Annotated in this window: 16 protein-coding genes; 9 read left to right on the top strand and 7 right to left on the bottom strand. The window is 59.0% G+C overall.

The features are described from left to right. Positions 1–236: 236 nt before the first annotated feature. The 5 genes from AC07SI_RS04310 to AC07SI_RS04330 all read left to right on the top strand — a co-directional run bounded on the left by AC07SI_RS04310 (position 237) and on the right by AC07SI_RS04330 (position 6,810). Positions 237–3,734: a response regulator gene (locus AC07SI_RS04310; protein ID WP_495005204.1), complete on the top strand. Its 3,498-nt coding sequence runs from the start codon at positions 237–239 to the stop codon at positions 3,732–3,734. Further along, positions 3,735–4,565, top strand: coding sequence for a CheR family methyltransferase (locus AC07SI_RS04315; protein WP_371920652.1), 831 nt, complete (start codon positions 3,735–3,737; stop codon positions 4,563–4,565). After that, positions 4,562–5,167: a chemotaxis protein CheB gene (locus AC07SI_RS04320; RefSeq protein ID WP_106803813.1), complete on the top strand. Its 606-nt coding sequence runs from the start codon at positions 4,562–4,564 to the stop codon at positions 5,165–5,167. The genes AC07SI_RS04315 and AC07SI_RS04320 overlap by 4 nt, the downstream gene beginning before the upstream one ends. Then, positions 5,161–6,354 (top strand): hybrid sensor histidine kinase/response regulator, encoded by a 1,194-nt coding sequence (locus AC07SI_RS04325; RefSeq protein ID WP_065905381.1) that lies wholly within the window; start codon positions 5,161–5,163, stop codon positions 6,352–6,354. The genes AC07SI_RS04320 and AC07SI_RS04325 overlap by 7 nt, the downstream gene beginning before the upstream one ends. A gap of 78 nt (positions 6,355–6,432) precedes the next feature. Continuing rightward, a complete protein-coding gene (locus AC07SI_RS04330; RefSeq protein ID WP_065905380.1) occupies positions 6,433–6,810 on the top strand; it encodes a response regulator in 378 nt (125 codons plus the stop codon). Positions 6,811–6,909: 99 nt separating this feature from the next. Here AC07SI_RS04330 and AC07SI_RS04335 read toward each other — a convergent pair whose 3' ends face one another. The 6 genes from AC07SI_RS04335 to AC07SI_RS04360 form a co-directional block, all read right to left on the bottom strand. Continuing rightward, complete coding sequence (locus AC07SI_RS04335; protein ID WP_495005205.1) at positions 6,910–10,656, bottom strand: hypothetical protein; 3,747 nt, start codon at positions 10,654–10,656, stop codon at positions 6,910–6,912. A 513-nt stretch (positions 10,657–11,169) separates the two neighbouring features. After that, positions 11,170–15,378 (bottom strand): Mcf1 protease effector domain-containing protein, encoded by a 4,209-nt coding sequence (locus tag AC07SI_RS04340; RefSeq protein ID WP_495005206.1) that lies wholly within the window; start codon positions 15,376–15,378, stop codon positions 11,170–11,172. 245 nt (positions 15,379–15,623) lie between these two features. Continuing rightward, a complete protein-coding gene (locus AC07SI_RS04345) occupies positions 15,624–17,306 on the bottom strand; it encodes an ATP-binding protein (protein ID WP_065905365.1) in 1,683 nt (560 codons plus the stop codon). Continuing rightward, positions 17,303–18,805: an ATPase domain-containing protein gene (locus tag AC07SI_RS04350; RefSeq protein WP_495005207.1), complete on the bottom strand. Its 1,503-nt coding sequence runs from the start codon at positions 18,803–18,805 to the stop codon at positions 17,303–17,305. The genes AC07SI_RS04345 and AC07SI_RS04350 overlap by 4 nt, the downstream gene beginning before the upstream one ends. Positions 18,806–18,925: 120 nt before the next feature. Beyond that, positions 18,926–19,984, bottom strand: coding sequence for a tetratricopeptide repeat protein (locus tag AC07SI_RS04355; protein ID WP_065905361.1), 1,059 nt, complete (start codon positions 19,982–19,984; stop codon positions 18,926–18,928). A gap of 76 nt (positions 19,985–20,060) precedes the next feature. After that, complete coding sequence (locus AC07SI_RS04360; RefSeq protein ID WP_065905359.1) at positions 20,061–20,954, bottom strand: bestrophin family protein; 894 nt, start codon at positions 20,952–20,954, stop codon at positions 20,061–20,063. Between the two features lie 222 nt (positions 20,955–21,176). Here AC07SI_RS04360 and AC07SI_RS04365 point away from each other — a divergent pair, with 222 nt between their 5' ends. From AC07SI_RS04365 to AC07SI_RS04380, 4 genes are read left to right on the top strand one after another with little or no spacing between them, the layout of a single operon-like run. After that, positions 21,177–21,944, top strand: coding sequence for an SDR family NAD(P)-dependent oxidoreductase (locus AC07SI_RS04365; RefSeq protein WP_065905358.1), 768 nt, complete (start codon positions 21,177–21,179; stop codon positions 21,942–21,944). Positions 21,945–21,955: 11 nt separating this feature from the next. Further along, positions 21,956–23,140 carry an acetyl-CoA C-acyltransferase gene (locus tag AC07SI_RS04370; protein WP_065905357.1) on the top strand — a complete coding sequence of 395 codons (1,185 nt, stop codon included), beginning with the start codon at positions 21,956–21,958 and terminating at the stop codon, positions 23,138–23,140. A gap of 9 nt (positions 23,141–23,149) precedes the next feature. Next, positions 23,150–24,277 carry an acyl-CoA dehydrogenase gene (locus tag AC07SI_RS04375; RefSeq protein WP_495005208.1) on the top strand — a complete coding sequence of 376 codons (1,128 nt, stop codon included), beginning with the start codon at positions 23,150–23,152 and terminating at the stop codon, positions 24,275–24,277. An 11-nt stretch (positions 24,278–24,288) separates the two neighbouring features. After that, a complete protein-coding gene (locus AC07SI_RS04380; protein ID WP_065905355.1) occupies positions 24,289–25,062 on the top strand; it encodes an enoyl-CoA hydratase in 774 nt (257 codons plus the stop codon). A 138-nt stretch (positions 25,063–25,200) separates the two neighbouring features. Here the strand turns inward: AC07SI_RS04380 and AC07SI_RS04385 are convergent, their stop codons facing one another. Further along, on the bottom strand, positions 25,201–26,352 hold the full coding sequence (locus AC07SI_RS04385; RefSeq protein WP_495005209.1) for an acyl-CoA dehydrogenase family protein: 1,152 nt from the start codon (positions 26,350–26,352) through the stop codon (positions 25,201–25,203). Between the last annotated feature and the right edge of the window lie 2 nt (positions 26,353–26,354).

Consider the following 26,354-nt stretch of genomic DNA (forward strand, 5'->3'; position numbering starts at 1 on the left):
CTGCGCGTGAGGCCTACTGCAAATGAGTGACGAGCCGAACTGAGCAGTTCCGGTGGGACCGCCTGCAGAAATGTCATAAGTGTTTTGGTTGGGCGGATGTAACAGACTTGGCGGGCGGCACAGGTCGTGGCGCAGGAATCTGTACGCTTAATCCTCAATACACATTAGAAACGTAGCCCTGTACCGCCACTTTGGGGCAAACTCCCGGTTTTTCCATACTTGGCCAAGGCATGCCCATGACTCCTGCGTCGTCCGTCGATGAAAAGAGCTTTCGTACACTGCTCAGCCGAAACGTGGCTTTGCCCCTGGGTGTGGGCGTGCTCAGTGCGGTGTTTTTCGTCTGTCTGATCACCTATTTGCTCTCGGTTATCCAGTGGGTGGAGCACACCGACCGGGTCATCAACAACCTCAACGAGTCGTCCAAGCTGACGGTGGACCTGGAAACCGGCTTGCGCGGCTTCCTGATCACCGGTGACGAGCATTTCCTCGACCCGTATGAAGTGGCCAAGCCGCGCATCATTGGTGATTTACACAATTTGCAGGAGCTGGTGGCGGATAACCCTCAGCAAGTGGATCGGCTCAAGCGCCTGGAGGCGATGCAGGCCGAGTGGAACAAGTACGCCCAATCGATGATTGACCTGCAGCGCCAGAGCGGCGATTACCGGGGGGCGGTGAAGTCCGGTCGCGGCAAGAGCCTGACCGACGCGATTCGCCAGGAATATGCAGACGCCGTGGAGATGGAGCAGCAGTTCCGTGTCACGCGCAATCAAGATGTCACCCGCACCACCGTGATCAGCGTGACCGCATACCTGGCTTTCGTGCTGGGCCTGAGTGGTTTTCTCGCCTATATCGGTCGTAAGAATTTGCTTGCACTTTCAGATAGTTACAGCGCAAACCTCGCGTCACAACAGAAGATCGCGCGACGCCTCGAACAACAAGCCTGGCTGCGTAACGGCCAGACCGAACTGGCCGAACAGGTGCTGGGCCAACTGACCCTGAACATGCTCGGGCGCAACATCCTGCAATTCTTCGCCCAGTACATGGGCTCGGCCGTCGCCGCGTTGTATGTGCGTGAGGAACACGGCGGCCTCAAGCGCGTGGCCACTTATGGCTTCTCCCGCGAGCAGGAACAGTTGGAACAGTCGATCTACAGCGACGAGGGCATCGTCGGCCAGGCTGCCCAGCTGGACCGCCTGATTCGCCTCGACGACGTGCCGGTGGATTACTTCAAGGTCAGCTCCGGCCTTGGCGATGGCCCGACCCGCAGTGTGCTGGTGGTGCCGACCAGCGACGACGACCGCGTCAATGGGGTGATCGAGCTGGGGTTCCTGCGCCCGTTGGAAGAGCGTGATGTAGAGCTGCTGGAGCTGATTGCCGGGAACATCGGCACATCCATCGAGGCCGCGCGTTATCGCCAGCGTCTGCAGGAAGTCCTCGCCGAAACCCAGCAGCTCAACGAAGAACTGCAGGTGCAGCAGGAAGAGCTCAAGACCGCCAACGAGGAACTGGAAGAACAGTCGCGCATCCTCAAGGAGTCCCAGGCCCACCTGGAAACCCAGCAGGCGGAGCTGGAGCAGACCAACGAGCAGTTGGCCGAACAGACCCAGACCCTGGCCGAACAGCGCGACGCCATGGACCGCAAGAACGTCGAGCTCAACCAGGCCCAGCTCGAGCTGGAAGACCGCGCCGAAGAACTGCAGCGCTCGAGCAAGTACAAGTCCGAATTCCTCGCCAATATGTCCCACGAGCTGCGCACGCCGCTGAACAGCTCGCTGATCCTGGCCAAGTTGCTGGCGGAGAACCCGCAGGAAAACCTCAGCGCCGAACAGGTCAAGTTCGCCGAGTCGATCTATTCGGCCGGCAATGACCTGCTCAACCTGATCAACGACATCCTCGATATTTCCAAGGTCGAAGCCGGCAAGCTCGAAATGCGCCCGGAAAACTCCAGCGTGGCGCGCCTGGTCGACGGCCTGCGCGGCATGTTCGAACCGCTGGCTGCCGACCGCAAGCTGGGTTTCCAGGTGGAGGTCCAGGAAGGCACACCGGCGATGCTGTTCACCGACCGCCAGCGGCTGGAGCAGATCCTCAAGAACCTGCTGTCCAACGCGGTCAAGTTTACCGAACAGGGCCAAGTGAGCCTGTCGGTGTACCGTGCCGCAGGCGAGGGCATTGCGTTCAGCGTGCGCGACTCCGGCATCGGCATTGCCCCGGACCAGCAGGAAAGCATCTTTGAGGCCTTCCGCCAGGCTGATGGCACCACCAACCGCCGTTACGGCGGCACCGGCCTGGGCCTGTCGATCTCGCGCGACCTGGCCAGCTTGCTCGGCGGCTATATCAGCGTGACCAGCGAGCCTGGCAAAGGCAGCGTGTTTACCCTGGTCTTGCCTGAGCAGTACGTCGAACGCCAGGAAGACGCCCCGCCTATCGAGCAGCCGCGCCAGGTGGTGGCCGCCCCTGCGCCCAAGCCCATCGCGGTGTCGCCGCTGCCGGTGGCCGATGCGCAACTGATCCCGCGGTTTGCCGATGACCGCGACAAGGCACCGTTTACCACACGCTGCATCCTGGTGGTGGAGGACGAGCCGAATTTCGCCCGTATTCTCTTCGACCTGGCCCATGAACTGGGTTACCACTGCCTGGTGGCCCACGGCGCGGACGAGGGCTACAGCCTGGCCGAGGAATACACTCCGGACGCGATCCTGTTGGACATGCGCCTGCCGGATCACTCCGGGCTGACCGTGTTGCAACGCCTCAAGGAGCACGCCAATACCCGCCACATCCCGGTGCATGTGATTTCCGTGGAAGACCGCGTCGAAGCCGCCATGCACATGGGCGCGATCGGTTATGCGGTGAAGCCCACCACGCGTGAGGAGCTCAAGGACGTGTTCGCGCGCCTGGAGGCCAAGCTGACCCAGAAGGTCAAGCGCGTGCTGCTGGTGGAAGATGATGACCTGCAGCGCGACAGCATTGCCCGTCTGATCGGCGACGATGACATCGAAATCACCGATGTTGGCTATGCCCAGGCCGCCCTCGACCTGCTGCGCACGAATATCTATGACTGCATGATCATCGATCTGAAGTTGCCGGACATGCTCGGCAACGAATTGCTCAAGCGCATGGCCACCGAGGATATCTGCTCGTTCCCGCCGGTGATTGTCTACACCGGGCGCAACCTGACCCGCGATGAAGAAACCGAACTGCGCAAGTATTCGCGCTCGATCATCATCAAGGGCGCGCGCTCCCCAGAGCGCCTGCTGGATGAAGTCACACTCTTTCTGCACAAAGTCGAATCCCAGCTGTCCCATGATCGCCAGAAGATGCTCAAGACCGCCCGCAGCCGCGACAAAGTCTTCGAGGGGCGCAAGATCCTGCTGGTGGACGACGATGTGCGCAACATCTTCGCCCTGACCAGCGCCCTGGAGCACAAAGGCGCCGTGGTGGTGATCGGGCGTAACGGCCGCGAGGCCATCGACAAACTCAACGAAGTCGAGGACATCGACCTGGTGCTGATGGACGTGATGATGCCGGAAATGGACGGTTACGAGGCCACTGCCCTGATCCGCCAGGACCCGCGCTGGAAGAAGCTGCCGATCATTGCCGTGACGGCCAAGGCCATGAAGGACGATCAGGAACGCTGCCTGGCGGCGGGTTCCAACGATTACCTTGCCAAGCCGATTGATCTGGACCGCCTGTTCTCGCTGATTCGCGTATGGCTACCGAAGATGGAACGCATTTAAGTGGAGCGAAGTTTTTTGGAGAAGAGCAGCGATATTGAGCTGCGCCTGTTGATCGAGGCGATTTACCTCAAGTACAGCTACGACTTTCGCGACTACTCCGGTGCGTCAGTCAAACGCCGCGTGGCGCACGCCTTGCGCCAGTTTGATTGTGCGACCATTTCGGCGCTGCAGGAGCGGGTGCTGCACGATCCGGCAGCGTTCATGCAACTGCTGCAGTTCCTGACGATTCCGGTGAGCGAGATGTTTCGCGATCCGTCGCACTTCCTGGCAATCCGCCAGGAAGTGGTGCCGCTGCTCAAGACCTACCCGTCGATCAAGATCTGGATCGCCGGCTGCAGCACGGGGGAGGAGGTGTACTCCATGGCCATCCTGCTGCGCGAAGAGGGCTTGCTGGAGCGCACGATCATCTACGCGACGGACATCAACCCGGCGTCCCTGGACAAGGCCAAGCAGGGCATCTTTTCCCTGGAGAATGTGCGGGCCTACACCGCCAACTATCAGCAGGCCGGTGGCCAACGTTCATTTGCCGACTACTACACCGCGGCTTACGATTACGCGATCTTCGATAAGTCGCTGCGTGAGAACGTGACATTCGCCGATCACAGTCTGGCGACCGACAGCGTGTTCTCAGAAACACAATTAATTTCATGTCGTAACGTATTGATTTATTTCAATAAAAAATTGCAGGATCGAGCATTCGGATTGTTTCATGAGTCGCTGTGCCATCGCGGCTTCCTGGTGCTGGGCAGCAAGGAGACCCTGGATTTCTCCGCCTTCGGCAAACAATTCGAACCCTTGGTCAAACAGGAACGGATCTACCGAAAACTATGACTCAAGCGACTGCCAACCCGCCATTGGTCGCGGGTATAGAGGCTATCGTCATCGGTGCATCCGCCGGTGGTGTCGAGGCGTTGCTGAAGGTTTTTGCCGAACTGCCCAGAGGGTTCGGGTTGCCGATCATCACGGTGTTGCACCTGCCCGATGAGCGCCGCAGCCAGTTGGCCGAAGTGTTTGCCCGCCGCCTGGCCATGCCGGTGGTGGAAGCGCGCGACAAGGAAGTGATCCAGCCTGGCACCCTGTATTTTGCCGGCCCCGGCTATCACCTGTCGGTGGAGCACGATCGCAGCCTGTCGTTGAGCCAGGAAGAGCGCGTGCACCATTCGCGGCCCGCGATCGATTTCCTGTTCGAGTCCGCCGCCGATACCTACGGCCCGGGCCTGCTCGCCATACTGTTGACCGGCGCCAACCAGGACGGCGCGCGTGGCCTGGCCCACGTCAAGCAACAGTGTGGAACTACCGTGGTGCAAGAACCCACTGAAGCACGTGTTGCCATCATGCCCCGTGCAGCCCTCGCGCTGCATACACCTGACCACATTCTTACGTTGAGCCACATTGGTTCACTGTTGGCTTCCCTGGAATATTCCCCATGTTAAGTACTGTCCAGGCCAAACTGCTGATCGTTGACGATCTGCCGGAGAACCTGCTGGCCCTCGAAGCGCTGATCAAGCGCGAGGATCGCCAGGTCTTCAAGGCATTGAGCGCCGATGAAGCCTTGTCCCTGTTGCTGGAGCACGAATTCGCCATGGCGATTCTCGACGTGCAGATGCCCGGCATGAATGGTTTCGAGCTGGCCGAGCTGATGCGCGGTACCGAAAAAACCAAGAACATCCCGATTGTGTTCGTCAGTGCCGCCGGCCGCGAACTCAATTACGCCTTCAAAGGCTACGAAAGCGGGGCAGTGGACTTCCTGCACAAGCCGCTGGATATCCATGCGGTGAAGAGCAAGGTCAACGTGTTCGTCGACCTGTATCGCCAGACCAAGGCAGTCAAGCAGCAACTCGAAGCCCTGGAGCGCGCGCGTCGTGAGCAGGAACTGTTGCTCACGCGCCTGCAGGCCACCCAGGCCGAACTGGAGCAGGCGGTGCGCATGCGCGATGATTTCATGTCGATCGTCGCCCATGAAGTGCGTACGCCGCTCAACGGCCTGATCCTTGAAACCCAGCTGCGCAAGATGCACCTGGCGCGGGACAATGCGGCCGCGTTTACCCTGGACAAGATGCACGCCATGGTTGACCGCGACGAACGGCAGATCCAGAGCCTGATCCGCCTGATTGAAGACATGCTCGACGTGTCGCGCATCCGCACCGGTAAATTGTCGATTCGCCCAGGGCGTTTTGACCTCGCGCAACTGGTGCGCAACCTGGTCGAGAACTTCGCGCCGCAAGTGGCGGCGGCGGATTCGTCCATGCACCTGGTGGCTGAAGAACCGGTGGAAGGCAACTGGGACGAGTTCCGCATCGAGCAGGTGGTCACCAACCTGCTGACCAACGCCTTGCGCTACGGGGCCAAGAGTCCGGTGGATGTGCGCGTATACCGCGAGCACGGCGAAGCGCGGGTAGAGGTGCGCGACCGTGGCATCGGTATCAGCCAAGAGAACCAGAAGCGTATTTTCCAGCAGTTCGAGCGGGTTTCCGCCAGCCAGGTGGCGGCGGGCCTGGGCCTCGGGTTGTTTATTTCAGAGCAGATCGTTGCAGCCCATGGCGGTACCATCGAGGTCGAGAGCCAGATCGGCGAGGGCGCCTTGTTTCGGGTGTGCCTGCCCCTTGAGCCATCGGTATGAAATCAATCGTCACCCCGACGCAACCTCTGCGTGACCCCATGGTCGTAATTGCAGCAATTGACCGGACAAAGGCTTCCCATGAGTGAAGATGCACAAGATGTCGTACTGATCGTCGAGGACGACGAATCCATTATGTTTGTGCTGGGTGAGTACCTGGCAGGCCTGGGCTATCGGGTGTTGAAGGCAATTGACGGGGAGCAGGCGTTCCAGATCCTGGCGACCAAGCCGCACCTGGACCTGATGGTCACCGACTACCGTCTGCCTGGCGGGATTTCCGGCGTGCAGATCGCTGAACCGGCGGTCAAGCTGCGCCCGGAATTGAAAGTTATCTTTATCAGCGGCTACCCGCAGGAAATCCTCGACTGCAACAGCCCGATCACGCGCAATGCACCGATCCTGGCCAAGCCGTTCGATCTGGATACGTTGCAGGAGCATATCCAGCGCTTGTTGGCTTGACTCTATTCGCTGTTTTTACATGTTTTTGAATCCCAGCTACGCGTCGTCCGTGCACCACGGACGACGCGTAGCTGTTTGCGTCCACACCGATGTAACGCGCTAGGCGGCAGTTGGGGTAAAGTTGAATTTTACCGGGCGATAGTAAAGCTTGATAGATTCCGAGTATTTACTGGTTAAATAACTGTCCCCTGACACGGGAGCTTTTTTAGGGTGAACATTTAAAGAGGGCTGCAGTCGCCTCAGCACTTCTTTTTTGATCTCCTCTGTTAAGTGGGGGGAATTTGACCTCGGACCTGCTAAAAGGAAATCAACATCCTGAGGCTCCAAATCGGCATGGACTGGGCCTTGGAAAGCCTTGACGTTACGCTTGATTAACCCGCCGAATTGACCCCCGAAAGAATCGGCACCTCCGTTACCAGAGTGGCACATTAACAGGCGCACGTTATTATAACTCTCCGGGTTGATATTAGAGGCCTTGAGCGTCGCCAACAGTTCGACAGGGGTATTGCCCTTGCCGTTGTAATACATTTTCATAGGTTCATCAAGAAGCAGCTGCCCGTAATTTGGGTTAACGCCATGTGCGCAAATATTAAGGCGCTCCACGCCTTTGTATTCGTCCACATAAGTGAAAATACCCACCCCGGGCGCATTGAAGTCCTTGAGTTTTCGACCAAAATCCATAGCGTTATCCCTGGCCAGACTCCTTTCCAGATGGTTTCGCTTCACTCTTAGCACGACACCGTCTGTGCCCAACGTGTCATCGATATATCTCGCCGTTTCAGGTGTAAAGTTATCCAGGGGCTTGCCATAAACTTTGTTTTTAACAACATCATAAGGTACCCATTTACCCGCCGCTTCGTTGTATTTGGCCGTGACGCTTACAGGTTCGGTACTGCCAGCCACTTTATACGTTCCCATTGCAATATCGTGCCGGTTAGACAGTTTTATCAAATCGACGTTATCCGCAATGCCCATCAACTTGCCGAAACGCTGGGGGCCGATGGTAGTGAGTTTTTGTCCGCCTTTTCCCACCAGGCGAACCAAGTCATCCAGGCCGCCTACCGGGTTTGCAGCGGCAAGAATGCCCGCGCCGGCCATTTTGGCAATGCTCAAGGATTTGAGCGCCCCGCGGGTGCCCATTTTGCCGATATTACTGGCAACCTTTCCCGCAGGGACCACGAAACTCAAGCCATCCATGACAAACAGCATGGCGGCCTGTGCAGCGTCCCCGTCAATAGCTGCTTCGATGGCGTTCTTGAACGGAATCAAGCCCAGCAGGAACTCTCGTCCGGCGATGTGTTGTCGGGTGGTTTCCTCCAAGGCGCTTTCCCCGTGGGCAGCATTCTTGAATCTTTCATAGTCAGGTGTGAAATGTTGGCTGGCCGCCAGCTCCGCAAGGTATTCGGACTTCCCACCGAAATAAGACATCGGCATGGCGTTGACCGAACCGTCCTGAGGGGGCGGCACCCATTCTTTTTCTGGCGTTATGCGATGCAGCTGTATTTGCGAGGTGGTCGACTCGGCCCGAGGCGGTTTACCGGTTTTGTAGGCATTCCAATCAAGGCGGTGAGTTTTATTTATTTCGGTATTCACCAGCGGTTTCACACCGCCGAGTTCCAATTGACGGGGAAGATCCGTACGTTTACGAATCAGCATGCTATTGGGGAAAACCTCGTAATGGCAGACATTGCCCTCGTGCTCAGAGCGAATTAACAATCCCCCTAATCCTTTCGCAACGATTTCATCCGCGGAGGGGATGAGATGTGAAGCATAACCGGTGATGGCCGGGCGTAAGTAATATAATTCCTGCTTGCCAAACTCAAGATGCTTACGGTCCTCCTCGGGCAACTTCGAAAACATATTCTTCAGCAGGTTTTTATGGCTGACTTTCAAATCATGGTGGTAGGCATCGAATCTCGTTTTGAAAGTGAAGTTCGGGTCCGTCAAACCTTTGCTGGTAAGGTCATTAGCCGACAGGCTTGAATTGATAGACCTCCAGCGCCCAGGACGCAACTCGTTTGACATATAAACGTCGACCGGCGAGAAATAACGATTGTCGCCGTATTGCTCGTTGGCCGATTGCAGGTAGTTCCTTTCCAGCGGTAGCGTCTCGCCAAACACGTCCTTTAACTTTTCCAGCGCTATGTCACGGCGAGTCGGCATGGGCGTCATGAGGTGCTGGGAGACTTTCGACAACTCTTCAACTTGCTGATTAAAACGTGTCTGGCACAGCTTTAAATCCTCCAGTGAGAGCGTATCGCCCGCTTGATTGCCGATGACGCTATTGAGCTTCCCCCAAAGCATCAGCGATTCATTGGTAAACACGTTCCTGAGCGCTTGCTCATCACTGCTGAGCGGTGTCAGGTTGGCGCGCTCCATAATCTGAGTGAAGTTCATTTGAGCACTGGCCCCAGGCGCCTGTGCCTCAATGAACTTGACCGCAGCCCTCAAGTGCATCCACGAATTGGAGCCATAGGTAACGCTACTGGGGATGTCCTTGACCAATAGCTCCGGGGCGGCACGGGATAGCAGCAGATGTGTTCCAATGGGGGCTAGCCGTGCCGACGTTTTGCCGGTGGCGACCAAGTGGTCCGACAGTGTTTGCTTTGCGCCCGCCAAGGGTTGACCGTAGAGGCGGTCGGCCGATAGATCGAACCCCGCCGTATGATGCTGTTTAGGCGCAAATACAGATTCGTTGTCCAGGGTGGTCATGATCGCGGTCAAGGCCCAATCCTGGAAGGTCTCCTCCGTTACTGCGGCGCCCATTTTTTCTTGAAGCGCCTTGCCCAACTCAAGCGCCTTGGGAGAGCCGAGGACATCCTCAATGACTCTGCGAGGGTTACGCAGGTCGTAAGTCTCAAGCGGCATCCTCTTCATGAGGTAATCCAGTGCGCCCTTCTTTCTGACAGCCGGGTTTTCCCCGTCCAGGCCAGAAAGTTTCAAGTTGTAGAGGACATGGCTGTAAACGTGTGTCTGCGACTCCAGGTCCAGCGGTGGGGACCAGGATAATCCGCCGCCGAAGTCTCCATGGGGAGGCTCTTGCAGTGTGGGTATATCCAGGACTTCAATCAGATTGTTCAGTTCAACGCGGCTTTTGGGTAGCTGCCATCCATTGCCCGAGATAAAGGCTTCAAGGCTGACAGTGTCGCTGACTTGCTCCTCTTGGTTAAGGCTGTAGCTGGACAGGGGATGAACCTGCAGCAATGTGTCTTTCAAATACCTGGCGATTTGCGCTGGGTCATCGTTGGGGAGGGCACGCAGCTTGGCCCCCAGGACGTGTTTATCCTGGGCATCTCCCAGCGCTGTCTGCTCATGCGCCAAGGCTTCATCAGAGCGCTCATGAGCCCGCTTGGCCAGATCAGCCGGCGGTATCGGCTCAAATATTTTTGTCCGCTCCAGTTTCGTGGCGCGCTCTGCCAAGGTACCCATCGACCAAGGCCGCCTGGGCTCGCCATAGAACTTGCCGATTGTCTCCAAGGGGGCGGATGAACCGGAGGTGGGCGCTGTAATCGCTGTCTTTCCAAGCCCCAATACGCCCGCAGCTTTCATGACAGGCGCCATGAAAACAGGCCACAACTTATCCTGCTCGGGGCCCCATAACGATTTGCGTTCTCCATGAATGTAGCAGGAGATCTGGTCGAAACCCGGATAAATCTCGATGGGTTTCGATAGATCGATATGTTTGCTTTTGGCCCACTCGGTAAACTGTGGGCTCTTGATCGCGTCATGAAGATGCGACCACCATTTGCCGAACGACGAATCTTTAGGAATATTATCTAACGACTCCTGCAGGATCCCGTTTTTAATGCCATCGCGCAGGGCAGTGGCATAGAGTCCGGCGAGCACACTATCTGCTTCAACGTATCCACTAAGATTCGAACCTTCAGGGGTCGTCTCTAACGGCCTACTCCTGCGCTCGGGTGTCGAGCTGTTCGCCTGAATACCCCCTGAAACTGCATTGACTGGAAGGGGTCTCAGGGAATTGCTGGTTGATAACATGCTCGCCTCGCTTCGCGTACTAAAAATATGGCCGTGTCATATGTCATGGTATGGCCCTATAAGTTGTTCAGCTTGGGCGGCGGGTTCCACAGCAGACATAGAAAGACTTATATGTTTACTGATAGGCGGATATACCCTTTGGGGCGGGCGGCTTTTAAAGAGAATTGATGAGCCCGAAGTTTAAGTCGCCAGGTATTCGGGCTGAGTGCGCTATTGTCAGGTAGGCAGACAGGTATATAGCAAGTTGGCAAGCGTCTTTTCTTTTAAATCTGCAGATAAATCCTGTGCGGCGTTATAGTTGCCGCAGCGGCGTCGAAAGCCCGACGCCGCTAATTTCATAGGCTCAAGAGGAGAGGTGCCTTAGCTCACCATAAATGCCGGCGGTATGTCGCCTTTGACATAAAATACCTCTAACTCCTGCCCGTTCAATTTCTCAACGGCTTGCAGAAGGGTTGCCTTAGTGATTTTTTTATCCCTGACCAGTCTTTCACCGTCTTTAAGAACGATATCGACCACCGTCCGAAATGCGTCCGGGTCTTGGGTGGTGTCGACCGTAAAGACGGGCACCTTCTTCGTGGGGGTTGAGTATTGGGTGGCAAAACTATTGGCTTTGGCCTTGCTCGCGCTGAATGACATGACTTCACCGCCACTGCCTGATGTTCTCGCCGTATGTTGGATAATCGCAGCCAGATAGTCGTCGCCGGACGAGTCCGTTCCCGCTGCACGCCTGAGGCCGGTCGCGAGAGTATCCCCGGTAGCAGTATGCCCGCGGAATATTTGGTTTGGGACGGCGAAGTCAAATTTCTTCAGTTCCTCAAGGGTTCGGACACTCGCCTTGGTCCCGGGCGTGGCAAGGCGTTCATTGAGTAAACGAACCATGAACTTTTCAGCACTTATTTCGCTGTCGGGGCGGATGGCGAGTGGTGCGTCATACAGCTTTTTAACATCCGTACTCGGCACACTGTTTATTCGCTGCCACGCGTCAGTATGGTCGAAGACCTTGAACTCCAACTTCGTGGGGTCAGTGCTATGAGTCACGTAGCCTGGCTTCAGTTTCTTGTCGTGAGTCAGTTTCTCCAGGGCCTTTTCCATGTCCTGCGCATTGGAAAATGTCGCAAGCCCATGATTAGGGTCATAGAAGTAGAAGCTCTTTCCGGTGGCATCAACCCTGACGCCAGCCGCCATGGCGTGACCAGGAGAGTCGATCATGATTGACTTGGATACGCTGGCGTCGGCCAGCTCATTCACGATGCCTTGAACCGTCTCCTGACGCACCGTCTGTTGAGCATGAAAAGCACTTCGTGCGCCGACTTGGGTTTGGATCTTGCTGAGTTTGGCAGCAAATTCCCTGGAGGCCGGATCGGCCGGGTAGGCCGCTGCACTGAGCATGTTTTTGATCAATAACTGTTCTTTGCCTTCTGCCATGGCGTCCGCCATGACGCGTGATAGCGCGGCACATTGGCCATCGGACAATTGTCCGGTCTTGGAAAGGTAGATGACTTGAGGCATGGGTATTACGCTGCCAAGCCCTGGTTCTATGGCGTCGATAAAACGCGCTGAGCCAACTCGACCCATTTGGTAAGAGAGATCGTCGAACCGCTTGAGCAGCATCCCGACCTCTTTGGCGGTAAGGTTTTTATTGCCAGCCAAGGTGATGATATCTGCGGGCTCCATGGAATTGGAGAACCCTTTGATAGTGTGGGGGTTGCCTGATTGGTATCCGCTTTCAAACTGAGCTTTTTGCGGTCCGGTGCGATGGTCGTTAACGGTCTTTTTCCAGCTTTTGACAACGGCCTCATCGAGTGTCTTTCGGGGGCGGTCCGCAGTCGCCCATTTCCCGAGTTCTGCCGTTTGGGCCTGCAGCGAGGGCAAAAAGTCCTCCAGCGGTGGTCCATAAGGTTTTAGTGACAAGGGATCAAGTGCGTACCACTTGTTATCTTTGAACGCTGCCGCACCCTCCATAACGTCGCCTTGATACTTGAAGGTACCCATCGACACGCTGTCCAGGCCGTTAGGCGCAGTGAGCAAACCGCGGCCAGACATCTGTAGGGAATGAACACCGTCAGAGAGTGACGACGCTGCGGATTTCGCACCTTTCGTCAACAAGCGCGTCAGGTCCGCCACATCAGCGAAAAGATTGGCGTCTTTAAGCACGGCGCCACCGAATTTCTTGACGCCTGTCAGTAGCCCCATAGCCGTTTTTCTACTGGTTCTGTTAGCAATGCCGCTGCCCTTGGCGCCAGGATTATAAAGCGCTATCAGATCCAGCATTGCATCGCCGATGGCGTCGTCCCACTTACCCTCAATCGCGTTTTCGATAGCGGACTTGAACGGAATAATGACATTCAAAATGCTGTTGTTGAGTTGATTGTTTTCCCGGTACCGCTTCTCGAAATTTGTTTCACCGAAAGCATCCGCCTGGAAACTGTCCTTGTCGCTGAAAAAATGCTCGCTGACGGTCTTGGCGATGGCGTCGGTCTTAGCAGTGAAGAATGTCTTGAGGGGGGCAGTTGTCGAGTTCGGTTCGTCGGCACCGGAGGAACCTGACGTGAGCTGGATCCTGACAGGATCAATAATGACGGGGACTTTTGACGGTGGTAATCCACCGTGCCCGATCCCATACTTATCCAGATCGAACGGCAGCCGTGTAAATCCCTCGATGTATTTATCCCCATCTACACCACGGGCGATACTGGGTGCACCGATAGGCAGTTCATCAGGCAGGTCGGTTTTTTTGCGAATAGTCTGGTCACTTACAGAGAACTCATAGTAGGTGACTTTCTCACGCACCGTTTTAAACAATAGGCACCCGCGGCCAATATTTTTGTATTGTTTTTGACTGATATTATCGTCGCTATCCTCATGCAGTGGTCGACGCACGGAGTAAGCCGTTATTCCACCGAATTGAAAGTTTTTTCGGTCTTCTAGAGGAAGTCGGGAAATCTGACTTTTTATACGCGAGGTAAAGGCATTTTTTACCCCGTCGAAATAAGGGGTGAACGTTTCTTTGAATACTTCCTTGATATCAGGAAGCGCATCGAATTTAGGCTCGATTTTTTTTAGAAGCGCCTTGTCCGAATCAGACCTGAGCGTGTTGGTCTTGAGCCGACCCGACATGTACAGATCAATAATCGAATACGCTTTGCCACCTCTGTTTTGGCGCCCCAGCTTGATGAATTCCTTCTCCAGGGGAACGTCATCGCCGAGTACTTTTTTGAGTTCGACTTCTGCCAAGGCTTTTCGGGTCGGCAGCGGTGAGGAGAACACCGCGAGGCGTGTACTCAGTTCTTTTATCTGTTCGTTGAATTTGCCCTGCGTGTGTTCAATTGCTGCGGGGTCGTAGATGTCATCGTCATTCTTGACTAGAAAACCATTGACGATACCCCAGTCAACCATGGCGTTGCGTCGCGCAAGGGCGGCTTGCACCGCTTGGCGCTCGCTAACCGGAGAGGTGTTGCCGAACTCGATCACTTGGTCAAATGTCATGGTCGCCGCAGTACCGGGCGCCTGTTGCTCAATGCGCGAGACGGCAGCACTGAACACCGCCCACTCGTTGGAACCGTACACCAGGTTCTCAGGCAACTGTTTGACCAGAAACTGCGGCGCGACCCGCGAGAGCAGCAAGTACCCCCTTAGGTCAGGGACATCGGCGTTTTGACGTTCCAGATGGTCATTGACCGCTGCGATGATCGCCGAAGCGGGTTTGCCCCAATTGTCGGGCTGGTTCAGGTCATAGCCTGCGATACGGTTGCGTTGTGTTTCGGGCGTGATGCCCAGTTCCAGTGCCAGCGCTGTCATCAACCATTCATTGATACTGGTTGGGGTTGAAATGCCCTGCAGTTCGGCTTCCAGTTTCTGACCCAGTGCCTGCGCCTGGGGGTTTGCGATCAACTGATCAAGTACCTTGCGAGGGGTTATGGGTGAATCCGTGTTGGTGACAGCGTGTGTGATCAAGGACTGAATGCTGGTAGTGGCTGATTCGTTGGCGATAGCGCGCACGCGGTCTTGCTGGGATTGAGCCAAGGGTATGGTCCGACCCAGCAGCCCTCCGAAATCACCCAGCGCAGGCGCTGCGGGCAATGGCATGGCAATTTTCTGGGTCAATCGCAAGGTCTCTTGCCAACTGGTGGGTAACGGCAAACCCAGCGCCTGGATGAACCGTTCAGCGCTTATGCTTTGCCCTTCGACAAGGTTGTTCTTGCGCGCAATGTAAGAGTCTGGCGGCAGGGTTATCTGCAGCGATCTAAGCCGCCGTTCAGTGCCATAGTATTGATGTTTCTGCAATTCACCTGTTTTAGTCAGACCGTCGATAAGTGCTTGTTGGCCCATGGCATCAGCCGCCGTCATCGAATGTTTTTGCGGCGGTGGTGGCAGCTGGTTCTGGACACTGTGTTGGGCGAGCAGCGATCCTTGCCCGATGCTCCGAATAGATCGTTGATTACGTACGGGATCGATGTCCCGCTCGGAAGAAGATTCAGCAAGAGGCGCTTGGGGCGAAGGGGAAGTTGGAGTTTGCGGGGCGTTCTGAAGATGCGGGCGGGGAAGAGTAACGCTATCAGGTGAAATCATGGGAGGCATTCTCTGAGAGGCAAATGAACATACCCCGGGTGTTGTAACTGCGCCCGCGGTATAACACTTGGTATTGGCATCAGCCTCTAGCGTTCCAACTCTACCCTTTGCCGGAAGTTTCTATGTGCGCTGTCGACGGCGATACAAACGGCGCCCCTGCGTATTAGTGGCTAGTTCGTCGCCATCAACGTAAATAGCTCGTCAGCGGACCCGGTCGGCCCCCAGTGTTTTGTTTAACCTGCGCCTCATTCCCTTATCTGCAGGTGAATCATCTCCCGCACCTTCGCCGTCAACAAATCAAAGGTAAACGGCTTGGTGATCAACTGCATGCCCGGGTCCAGGAACCCGCCCCGTACCGCCGCATGCTCGGCATAGCCGGTAATAAACAAAACCTTCAAGTCCGGGCGAATTTGCCGGCCGATTTCGGCCAGCTGGCGGCCATTCATGCCTGGCAGCCCCACATCGCTGATCATCAGGTCGATGCGCTGGCTGGATTCGATGATCGGCAACGCATTGTCGGCGTCGCCAGCTTCGACGAAGGCATAGCCCAACTCGCTCAGCACCTGGCTCACCAGCACGCGCACGGCGGGGTCGTCCTCGACGATCAGCACGCACTCGCCGGCATTCGCGAACGGCAGTAGGGCGGAGTCCAACGGCGTATCAGCCGTGACTTCACCGACAAAACGCGGGAGAAACAGGCTCACGGTGGTGCCTTTGCCGACCTCACTGTGGATGGTCACGTGGCCATGAGATTGGCGTGCAAAACCGTAGATCATCGACAAGCCCAGGCCGGTGCCCTGGCCGATGGGTTTGGTCGTGAAGAACGGGTCGAATACCCGCCCCATGAGGCTTTCCGGAATCCCGCAGCCGGTGTCGCTGACGCTCAGTTCCACGTAGTCGCCGGGGTTCAAGGTGCCATAAGCGGCGGTGAACACGCTGTCGAGGTGGCGGTTGCTGGTTTCGACGATCAGGCGGCCGCCGTCGGGCATGGCGTCGCGGGCATTCAAGACCAGGTTGAGCAGGGCGCTCTCCAGCTGATTGGGGTCGGCTTCGGCGGTCCACAGCCGGTCCTCCAGGCGCATGTCCAGGGCAATGCTCTCGTTGATGCTGCGTTGCAGCAGTTCGCCCATCGAAGTGACCAGCTCGTTGATCTGCACCGGCTTGGAATCCAGCGACTGGCGCCGTGAAAACGCCAGCAGGCGGTGAGTCAGGCCGGCAGCGCGGTTGGCCGAGGTCACGCCCAGGTCAATCAGGCTGTCGAGGTCGTCCAACTTGCCGCGCGAGACACGCCGCCGCAACAGCTCCAGGCTGCCGATAATGCCGGTGAGCATATTGTTGAAGTCGTGGGCGATACCGCCCGTCAACTGCCCGACCGCTTCCATTTTCTGCGATTGGCGCAACGCTTCTTCGTTGCTGCGCAACTGCGCCGTGCGCTCCTCGACTTGCTGTTCGAGGGTTTCCAGGGTGCGCTGCAGGCGCAGTTCGCTCTCGCTGAGGTCAATCAAGCGGTCACGTGCGTCGTATTGCCGGCGGCGACCGCGCAGGGCCGCGCTCACCAGGCTGATCAGGGTGATGGGGTGGAACGGCCGCTCAAGGAACGTCACATTGCCAAGCAGGCCACTCAAGTGCGAAGAACCATTCTGTTCGCTGCCGCCGTGGTGGGTCATCAGCACGATGGGCAGGTCCGACCAGGCTGGCTGCTGATGCAAATGCTCCAGCAACGGCTCCAGGTCCGCGCCCCGCAGCGCTTCGGCCGCAATGATCAGCAGGCCGGCACCTTGCTCCAGGGCCTCGCACAGCATCGGCAGGCTGCTGGCAACGATGCCACTGTAGCCGGCCTCGTTGAGCATCATCAGCGCCAAAGTACCGTCGCGGCCCATAGGCGCCAGGACGATGGCGCGCTCGGATACGGGTGAAATAGCCGTCACACGCCCTCATCCTTGAGCAGAGGCGAGCCTGCGCCCATGTAGGTTGGAATGCCACGCAACACGCCCTGGAAATTATCCAGCGGTTCGCCGACGGTCATGCCACGGCTGCTGATACGGTACTCGCGGATGGTCGACTCGTGGGAGCCGGTGCGTTTCTTGATGATCGAGATGGCACGGCGCACCTTGCCCAGCGCCTCGAAGTAACGCAGCAGAATCACGGTGTCCGCCAGGTAAGTGATGTCGACCGGTGCCTGCATGTCGCCGACCAGCCCGTGCTGCGCGACGGTCATGAAGGTGGCCGCGCCCCGGCGGTTGAGGTACAGCAGCAACTCGTGCATATGCAGGATCAGCGCGTTCTCTTCCGGCATGGCCGCCTGGTAACCGTTGATGCTGTCGATGACCACGGTCTTGATCCCACGCTCGTCGACACAGCGGCGTACCCGGTGCGAGAACTCGCCGGGGGACAGCTCGGCGGCGTCCACTTGTTCGATCAGCAGGTTGCCGGTGGCTTGCAGGGCGTCGAGGTCGATGCCCATGTTTTTCATGCGCTCGAACAGCAGGCCCAGTTCTTCATCGAAAATGAACAGCGCGGCTTTTTCGCCACGGGCCACGGCAGAGGCGGCAAAGATCATCGAGATCAGCGATTTGCCGGTACCGGCCGGGCCGAGGATCAGGCTGCTGGAGCCGGTCTCCACGCCGCCGCCCATCAAGGCGTCCAGTTCGCGAATGCCGCTGCTCAAGGTCTGGCGCACGTAGCCACCGCGATGCTCGGCGGCCACCAGGCGCGGGAACACGTGAATGCCATCCTGCATGATGGTGAAGTCGTGAAAGCCGCCACGGTATTTCTGGCCGCGGTACTTCACCACGCGCACGCGTCGGCGTTCGGCGCCGTAATTGGGTGTCAGTTCTTCCAGGCGGATGACGCCGTGCGCCACGCTGTGCACGGTTTTGTCGAGGGATTCGGTGGTCAGGTCATCCAGCAGCAGTACGGTGGCGTCATAGCGCACGAAGTAGTGCTTGATCGCCAGGATCTGCCGGCGATAGCGCAGCGAGCTTTGTGCGAGCAGGCGGATTTCCGAAAGGCTGTCGATCACCACGCGGGTCGGCTTGACCCGTTCCACCACTTCGAAGATCTGCCGGGTGGCTTCGCCCAGTTCGAGGTCGGAGGAGTACAACAGGCTCTGCTGGTGCTCGGCATCCAGCAGGCTCTCCGGCGGAGTCAGTTCGAAGATATGGATATTCTCGTCCAGGTCCCACCCGTGGGACTTGGCGCCTTGGCGCAATTCGCGCTCGGTTTCGGACAGCGTGATGTACAGCGTTCGCTCACCTTCTTTCGCGCCGGCCTGCAGAAAGTGCAGGGCGACCGTGGTTTTACCGGTGCCAGGTTCGCCTTCCAGGAGAAACAGATGGCTGCGCGATAGCCCGCCGGAAAGAATGTCATCAAGACCTTCGATGCCGGTGGCTGCTTTTTCGGATAACAACGCTTTGGATGTAGACAAGAAGTGCCCTCAGGTCACATACGAGTAGAGGATGCGCGCCCTGGTGGGCGCGCCATGTTCTCTTGACCGTAGCGCTTTGCGGCGGTTCAACCTGTTCCAGGAAAATACGGCCGGTGATGTCTACAGACCCTGTTGCAGGGCCGGATCGTCGGGGTTTTGCTGTTCGAGCTGGGCCAGCAGCACCTGCACGTTCTGCAATTGGCCGCTTTCTTTCCAGTAGGTGACGAGCAGCACCCGCGCCTTGCGATTGGCCGGGTGGCGCTGGATGATTTCTTCCAACTGGCGCTGGGCCGCTTCCTGTTCCTGCTGGGCGTGCAGGGTGGTGGCCAGGTCGTAGCGGTAATCCTGATTGTCCGGCTCCAGCTCCACGGCCTTGGACAGCCCCAGCAGCGCATAGGGGCGCTCGCCGTGGTGCAGCAGCCACATGCCCAGCGCATGTTGCAGGTAAGCCGATTCAGGGTGCGCCGCCAGTTGCCGCGCGAGCAGTTGACGGGACTCGTCGGTCTTGCCTTGCTTATCCAGCAGCTCGATCTGCGCGACCACCGCCTGCAAGTTATCCGGCTGCAGGCGCATGGCCTGTTCCAGCGCATTTTGTGCATCGGGCAGCAGGGCGCTGTGGATGTACAGGCGCGCCAGTTGAATCCAGCCCTCAGCCGTTTCCGGCTGGGCCTTGAGCTTCTTCACGAATTCATCCAGCACCTGCTGCAAGGGCCCGAAATACAAGCCCAAGGTGTCGGGCGAGAGACCGAGCAAGGCATTCGCGGCGGCAAAGCGCACGCCTTGTTCGGGGTCATCCAGGGCAGGGCCGAGCAACAGCGTGCGCTGGCCTGTGGGCACCAGGCCGACAATGCTATGGATAGCGGCTTCGCGTACCAGCGGCGAGTCGCTGGCGAGGTCTTTATCCGCCAGCTTCAAGGCCTGGGGGCTGGGGTAGTTGGGCAGTTCGGCATGCAATGCGGCGCGGCGCTCGGGCGACAGGTCCGGCCGGCCCAATTGCTGATAGAGCACGCGCGCTGCGCCCGGCTCGCCGTTATGCGCCTGTTTCAGCGCTTTCGCGTAACCATGGGCAATGGCGGGTGGCACGGCCACCGGTGTGGAACGGGAGAAATACCAGGTGATCAGCACAATCAACAACAGGGCGCACAGGCCGACGATGGAGTAACGGCGTGACTTTGACATGCAGGCGTCCGAAAGCTTGGGCAGCTAGAGCAAAGCCATCAGCTTCGGCCAGACCAGGGCAGGTGTCAAACCCGCGTCAGGTCAGCACGTATTCCACCGGCTCGAGCGGCGGCGGCAAGTCGGTTTCGCCGAGGGCCGCGAGAATCTCGCGCTCCAGGGTGCGCAGGATCGCGTTGCAGGGCAGGTCGTTTTCGTCGAAGCCGAAAGGGTCTTCGAGATCATCGCCGATCTCGTCCAGGCCAAAGAAGGTGTAGCTGACAATGGCGGTGAACACCGGCGTGAGCCAGCCCAGGGGCTCGGCCATGGCGAACGGCAACAGAATGCAGAACAGGTAGATGGTGCGGTGCAGCAGCAAGGTGTAGGGGAAGGGCAGCGGCGTGGCCTTGATCCGCTCGCACGAGGCCTGCACCTGGCTGAGGCTGACCAGCCGGGTCTCCAGTTGGGTGTAGCGCCATTCGCTGAGCACGCCCTGTTCGGTCAACACGGAAAACCGCGCGCCGACCTGCTGCAGCAGCTTGTCGGGGAGGTTGGGGTGGCGGGTGTCGACGTCGCTCCACGGCTTGATTGCCAGCGCTTCATCTTCATGCCGCAGGCGGGCGACCAGGCCGTGCGCAAAACCACCCAGCGCGCGCAGCAGGCCGGCACGCTCGGCCGGGTCACTGAGCACCTGGGTCTCGCGGATCAGCGAGCGTACATCGATGATCATCTGCCCCAATTGCTTGCGGCCTTCCCACCAGCGGTCATAGCAGGCGTTATTGCGAAAGCTCATGAAGATCGACAGCGACAGCCCCAGCAGCGTGAATGGCGTGGCGTTGACCTTGGAGAAATACGCCGGGTGCAGGGTTTCCACCAGCACGATCACCGAGGCCAGCAACGTGACCAGCAGGCTGCGCAGGGCTATGCGCTTGGCTATCGAGCCTTTGAGGGAGAACAGGATACCCAGGAGGTTGGGTTTGGGACGCACAATCATCGGCGGGACAGGGCTTCTTCGGGGACGCGGCTTCAGGGGGTGTAGCCCCTCAGATTAGAAGCAAGCGCGACAGGCGTCCAATCGCTTGGACTGACTGGCCGATAAGCAGGATTGATGACTGGCCAAACCAGTCAAGCAGGTTGAAAGCTTTGACCATTGCTGCGCCAGCGTGCGGGAGCGACTATTTCCACGATTCGGTCCTTCTGGTTCAAGGAAACAATAATGCAGATTGAAAACAAGATCTTCCTGGTCAGCGGCGGCGCGTCAGGCCTGGGCGCGGCCACCGCAGAAATGCTGATTGCCGCCGGTGCCAAGGTGATGCTGGTGGATTTGAACGCCGACGCGGTGACCGCCAAGGCCACGCAGTTGGGCGAGAACGCACGCAGCGCCGTGGCCGATATCAGCCAGGAAGCGGCGGCCGAAGCCGCCGTGCAAGCGACCGTTGCCGCCTTTGGCGGCCTGCATGGGCTGGTCAACTGCGCCGGTGTGGTGCGTGGCGAGAAAATCCTCGGCAAGAACGGCCCCCACGGGCTGGCCAGCTTTGCCCAGGTGATCAACGTCAACCTGATCGGCAGCTTCAACCTGCTGCGCCTGGCAGCAGCGGCCATCGCTGAAACTGAAGCGAATGCCGATGGCGAGCGCGGTGTGATCATCAACACCGCCTCGGTTGCCGCGTTTGATGGGCAGATCGGCCAGGCTGCCTATTCCGCCTCCAAAGGCGCGATCGCCAGCCTCACGTTGCCGGCCGCTCGCGAGCTGGCGCGCTTTGGTATCCGCGTGATGACCATCGCCCCGGGCATTTTCGAGACGCCAATGATGGCCGGCATGACCGCCGAAGTGCGCGACTCGCTGGCCGCAGGCGTGCCATTCCCGCCGCGCCTGGGCAAACCTGCGGAATACGCGGCGCTGGTCCGCCACATCATCGAAAACAGCATGCTCAATGGTGAGGTGATCCGTCTCGACGGCGCCTTGCGCATGGCCGCCAAGTAAGGAGAATTTCCATGACTGATCCCATCGTAATTGTCAGTGCCGTGCGCACCCCCATGGGCGGCTTCCAGGGCGACCTCAAGGGCCTGACCGCGCCGCAGCTGGGCTCTGCCGCGATCCGTGCAGCGGTCGAGCGTGCCGGCATCGCCACCGATGCTGTCGATGAAGTGCTGTTCGGCTGTGTGCTGCCCGCCGGCCTCGGCCAGGCACCGGCGCGCCAGGCGGCCCTCGGCGCCGGGCTGGACAAGTCGACGCGCTGCACCACCCTCAACAAGATGTGCGGTTCGGGCATGGAGGCGGCGATCCTGGCACATGATTCGCTGCTGGCCGGCAGCGTCGACGTGGTGATTGCCGGCGGCATGGAAAGCATGTCCAACGCCCCTTATCTGCTCGACCGCGCCCGCAGCGGCTACCGCATGGGCCACGGCCGCGTGCTCGACCATATGTTCCTCGACGGCCTCGAAGACGCCTACGACAAGGGCCGCCTGATGGGCACCTTTGCCGAAGACTGCGCCGCGCACAACGGCTTTACCCGTGAAGCCCAGGACGCCTTCGCCATCGCCTCGCTGACGCGTGCGCAAGAAGCGATCACCCATGGCAGCTTCGCCGCCGAGATCGTCCCGGTGCAGGTCACGGTCGGCAAGGAGCAGAAGACCGTCCAGCACGACGAACAGCCGCCCAAGGCCAAGCTGGACAAGATCGCCAGCCTGAAACCGGCGTTCCGCGAAGGCGGTACCGTGACGGCGGCCAACTCCAGCTCGATCTCCGACGGTGCGGCGGCCTTGTTGCTGATGCGCCAGTCCGAGGCGCTCAAGCGCGGGCTCAAGCCGCTGGCGGTGATCCATGGTCACGCGGCCTTTGCCGATGAGCCCGGGCTGTTTCCGGTGGCGCCGGTGGGCGCAATCCGCAAGCTGATGAGCAAGACCGGCTGGAGCATCGACGAAGTTGACCTGTTCGAGATCAACGAGGCCTTCGCGGTGGTCACCCTGGTGACGATGAGCAAGCTGGAAATCCCGCACGCCAAGGTCAACGTTCACGGCGGCGCCTGTGCCCTGGGCCACCCGATCGGTGCCTCCGGCGCGCGAATCCTGGTGACCCTGCTCGCGGCCCTGCGCCAGAAAGGCCTCAAGCGTGGTGTGGCCGCGATCTGTATCGGCGGCGGTGAAGCCACGGCCATGGCCGTTGAATGCCTGTATTAAGGAAACCCTATGCTGCCCAATGACGAACAACTGCAGATCAGCGACGCGGCCCGGCAATTTGCCCAGGAGCGGCTGAAACCGTTCGCAGCCGACTGGGACCGCGAGCACCGCTTTCCCAAGGAAGCCATCGGCGAAATGGCCGAACTGGGCTTTTTCGGCATGCTCGTGCCGGAACAGTGGGGCGGCTGCGACACCGGCTACCTGGCCTACGCCATGGCCCTGGAAGAAATCGCCGCCGGCGACGGGGCCTGCTCGACCATCATGAGCGTGCACAACTCGGTGGGCTGCGTGCCCATCCTCACGTTCGGCAACGATCAGCAGAAAGAGCAATTCCTCAAGCCGCTCGCCAGTGGCGCCATGCTCGGCGCGTTTGCCTTGACCGAGCCCCAGGCCGGTTCGGATGCCAGCAGCCTGAAGACCCGGGCGCGCCTGGACGGTGATCACTACGTGCTCAATGGCTGCAAGCAGTTCATCACCTCCGGGCAAAATGCCGGGGTGGTGATTGTGTTTGCGGTGACCGACCCGGCCGCCGGCAAGCGCGGCATCAGCGCGTTCATCGTGCCCACCGACTCGCCGGGCTACAGTGTGGCGCGGGTCGAAGACAAGCTCGGCCAGCACGCCTCGGACACCTGCCAGATCCTGTTCGAGGACATGAAAGTGCCGGTGGCCAATCGCCTGGGCGCGGAGGGCGAAGGCTATCGAATCGCCCTGGCCAATCTCGAAGGCGGTCGCGTGGGTATCGCCTCGCAGTCGGTGGGCATGGCGCGCGCCGCCTTTGAAGCCGCCCGCGACTATGCAAGGGAACGCGAAAGCTTCGGCAAGCCACTCATCGAGCACCAGGCCGTGGCTTTTCGCCTGGCCGACATGGCCACGCAAATCGCCGTCGCCCGGCAGATGGTGCAGTACGCGGCGGCACTGCGTGACAGCGGCAAGCCGGCGCTGGTGGAAGCGTCCATGGCCAAGCTGTTCGCCTCGGAAATGGCTGAAAAAGTCTGTTCGGCCGCCTTGCAAACCCTGGGCGGTTACGGTTACCTGAGCGACTTCCCCCTGGAGCGGATCTACCGCGATGTGCGGGTCTGCCAGATCTACGAAGGCACCAGCGATATTCAACGCATGGTCATCTCACGCAATCTCTAAGGAGCCGATACATGAGTTACGAAACCATTTTGCTCGAAGTCCAGGGCCGCGTCGGGCTGATTACCCTCAATCGCCCGCAAGCCCTGAACGCCTTGAATGCGCAGTTGGTCAGCGAGCTGAACCAGGCGCTGGACGGCCTGGAAGCCGATCCACAGATCGGCTGCATCGTGCTGACCGGCTCGAAGAAAGCCTTTGCCGCCGGCGCCGACATCAAGGAAATGGCCGAGCTGACCTACCCGCAGATCTACCTGGACGACCTGTTCAGCGACAGCGACCGCGTGGCCAACCGCCGCAAGCCGATCATTGCCGCGGTCAACGGCTTCGCCCTCGGCGGGGGCTGTGAATTGGCGTTGATGTGCGACTTTATCCTCGCCGGTGACGGCGCCAAGTTCGGCCAGCCGGAAATCAACCTCGGCGTGTTGCCGGGCATGGGCGGCACTCAGCGCCTGACCCGCGCCGTGGGCAAGGCCAAGGCCATGGAAATGTGCCTGACCGGGCGCTTTATCGATGCAGTGGAAGCCGAGCGCTGCGGGATTGTCGCGCGCATTGTGCCGGCGGATGAATTGTTGGAAGAGGCCTTGAAGGTCGCCACATTGATCGCCGGCAAATCGGTTCCGATCAGCATGATGGTCAAGGAAAGCGTGAACCGCGCGTTTGAAGTGAGCCTGTCCGAAGGCGTGCGCTTTGAGCGCCGGGTGTTCCATGCCGCGTTCGCGACCCTGGATCAGAAGGAAGGCATGGCGGCGTTCGTGGCCAAGCGTGCGCCGGCGTTCAAGGACAAGTAAGCCCCCAGTACTTACACCGATGATCCAAATGTGGGAGCGGGCTTGCTCGCGAATGCGGCTAATCAGTCACTGCAGCTTTGACTGACCTGACGCATTCGCGAGCAAGCCCGCTCCCACATGGGGGTTGTGGTCTTTCAGTTAGAGGGGATAGTTCTTCAGTTCCCTGGCAATCACCATACGCTGTATCTCGCTGGTCCCCTCGTAAATCTGCGTGATCCGCGCATCGCGGTAGTAGCGTTCCACGGGATAATCTTCCAGATACCCATACCCACCGTGAATCTGCATCGCCGAGGAGCAGACCTTTTCGGCCATTTCCGAGGCGAACAGCTTGGCCTGGGAGGCTTCCGACAGGCACGGTTTGCCGGCCGAGCGCAGGCGCGCGGCGTGCAGGATCAACAAGCGCGCGGCGTTCAGGCGGGTTTGCATGTCGGCCAGCAGGTTCGCCACGCTCTGGTGCTCGATGATTGCCTTGTCGAACTGCACGCGGTCGCGGGCGTAGATCAGCGCAGCTTCAAACGCCGCGCGGGCGATGCCCAAGGCCTGGGCGGCAATGCCGATGCGGCCGCCTTCCAGGTTCGACAGCGCAATCGCCAGTCCTTTGCCGCGCTCACCCAGCAGGTTGGCCTCGGGCACGCTGCATTGGTTGAGGGTGACGGCACAAGTGTCCGAGGCGCGAATGCCCATCTTGTGTTCGGTACGGTCGACGACAAAGCCTGGCGTGTCGGTGGGCACCAGGAATGCGGAGATACCTTTCTTGCCCAATTGCGGGTCGGTCACGGCGAACACGATAGCGAGCTTGGCGCGCTTGCCGTTGCTGACAAATTGCTTGGCACCATTGATCACCCATTGGCCATCGCGCAACTCGGCGCGGGTGCGCAGGTTGTGCGCTTCGGAACCGGCCTGGGGTTCGGTGAGGCAGAAGCAACCGATTGCCTGGCCACTGGCGAGGTCGGCCAGCCAGGTCTGTTTCTGTTCCTGTGTGCCGTAGTTGAGAATGGGCCCGCAACCAACTGAATTATGGATACTCATCAGCGCGCCGGTGGCGCCATCGCCGGCGGAAATTTCCTCGACGGCCAAGGCATATGCGACGTAGTCGACATAGGTGCCACCCCATTCTTCGGGGACCACCATGCCCAGCAGCCCGAGTTCGCCCATCTTCGCGACCAGGGCATCGTCGATCCAGCCGGCTTTCTCCCAGGCTTGGGCATGGGGTGCGATTTCGCCACGGGCAAAGTCACGCGCCATGTCGCGAATCATCACTTGTTCTTCAGTGTATTCAATGTCTTGCATGG

This window comes from Pseudomonas sp. GW821-FHT05D12 (assembly GCF_059419825.1).

Excerpts from the sequence above, each read along its gene's own strand:
- AC07SI_RS04365 (WP_065905358.1), top strand. The coding sequence starts at position 21,177 with ATGCAGATTGAAAACAAGATCTTCCTGGTCAGCGGCGGCGCGTCAGGC.
- AC07SI_RS04380 (WP_065905355.1), top strand. The coding sequence starts at position 24,289 with ATGAGTTACGAAACCATTTTGCTCGAAGTCCAGGGCCGCGTCGGGCTG.
- AC07SI_RS04360 (WP_065905359.1), bottom strand. The coding sequence starts at position 20,954 with ATGATTGTGCGTCCCAAACCCAACCTCCTGGGTATCCTGTTCTCCCTC.
- AC07SI_RS04355 (WP_065905361.1), bottom strand. The coding sequence starts at position 19,984 with ATGTCAAAGTCACGCCGTTACTCCATCGTCGGCCTGTGCGCCCTGTTG.
- AC07SI_RS04340 (WP_495005206.1), bottom strand. The coding sequence starts at position 15,378 with ATGATTTCACCTGATAGCGTTACTCTTCCCCGCCCGCATCTTCAGAAC.
- AC07SI_RS04370 (WP_065905357.1), top strand. The coding sequence starts at position 21,956 with ATGACTGATCCCATCGTAATTGTCAGTGCCGTGCGCACCCCCATGGGC.
- AC07SI_RS04325 (WP_065905381.1), top strand. The coding sequence starts at position 5,161 with ATGTTAAGTACTGTCCAGGCCAAACTGCTGATCGTTGACGATCTGCCG.
- AC07SI_RS04385 (WP_495005209.1), bottom strand. The coding sequence starts at position 26,352 with ATGCAAGACATTGAATACACTGAAGAACAAGTGATGATTCGCGACATG.
- AC07SI_RS04330 (WP_065905380.1), top strand. The coding sequence starts at position 6,433 with ATGAGTGAAGATGCACAAGATGTCGTACTGATCGTCGAGGACGACGAA.
- AC07SI_RS04375 (WP_495005208.1), top strand. The coding sequence starts at position 23,150 with ATGCTGCCCAATGACGAACAACTGCAGATCAGCGACGCGGCCCGGCAA.
- AC07SI_RS04320 (WP_106803813.1), top strand. The coding sequence starts at position 4,562 with ATGACTCAAGCGACTGCCAACCCGCCATTGGTCGCGGGTATAGAGGCT.
- AC07SI_RS04310 (WP_495005204.1), top strand. The coding sequence starts at position 237 with ATGACTCCTGCGTCGTCCGTCGATGAAAAGAGCTTTCGTACACTGCTC.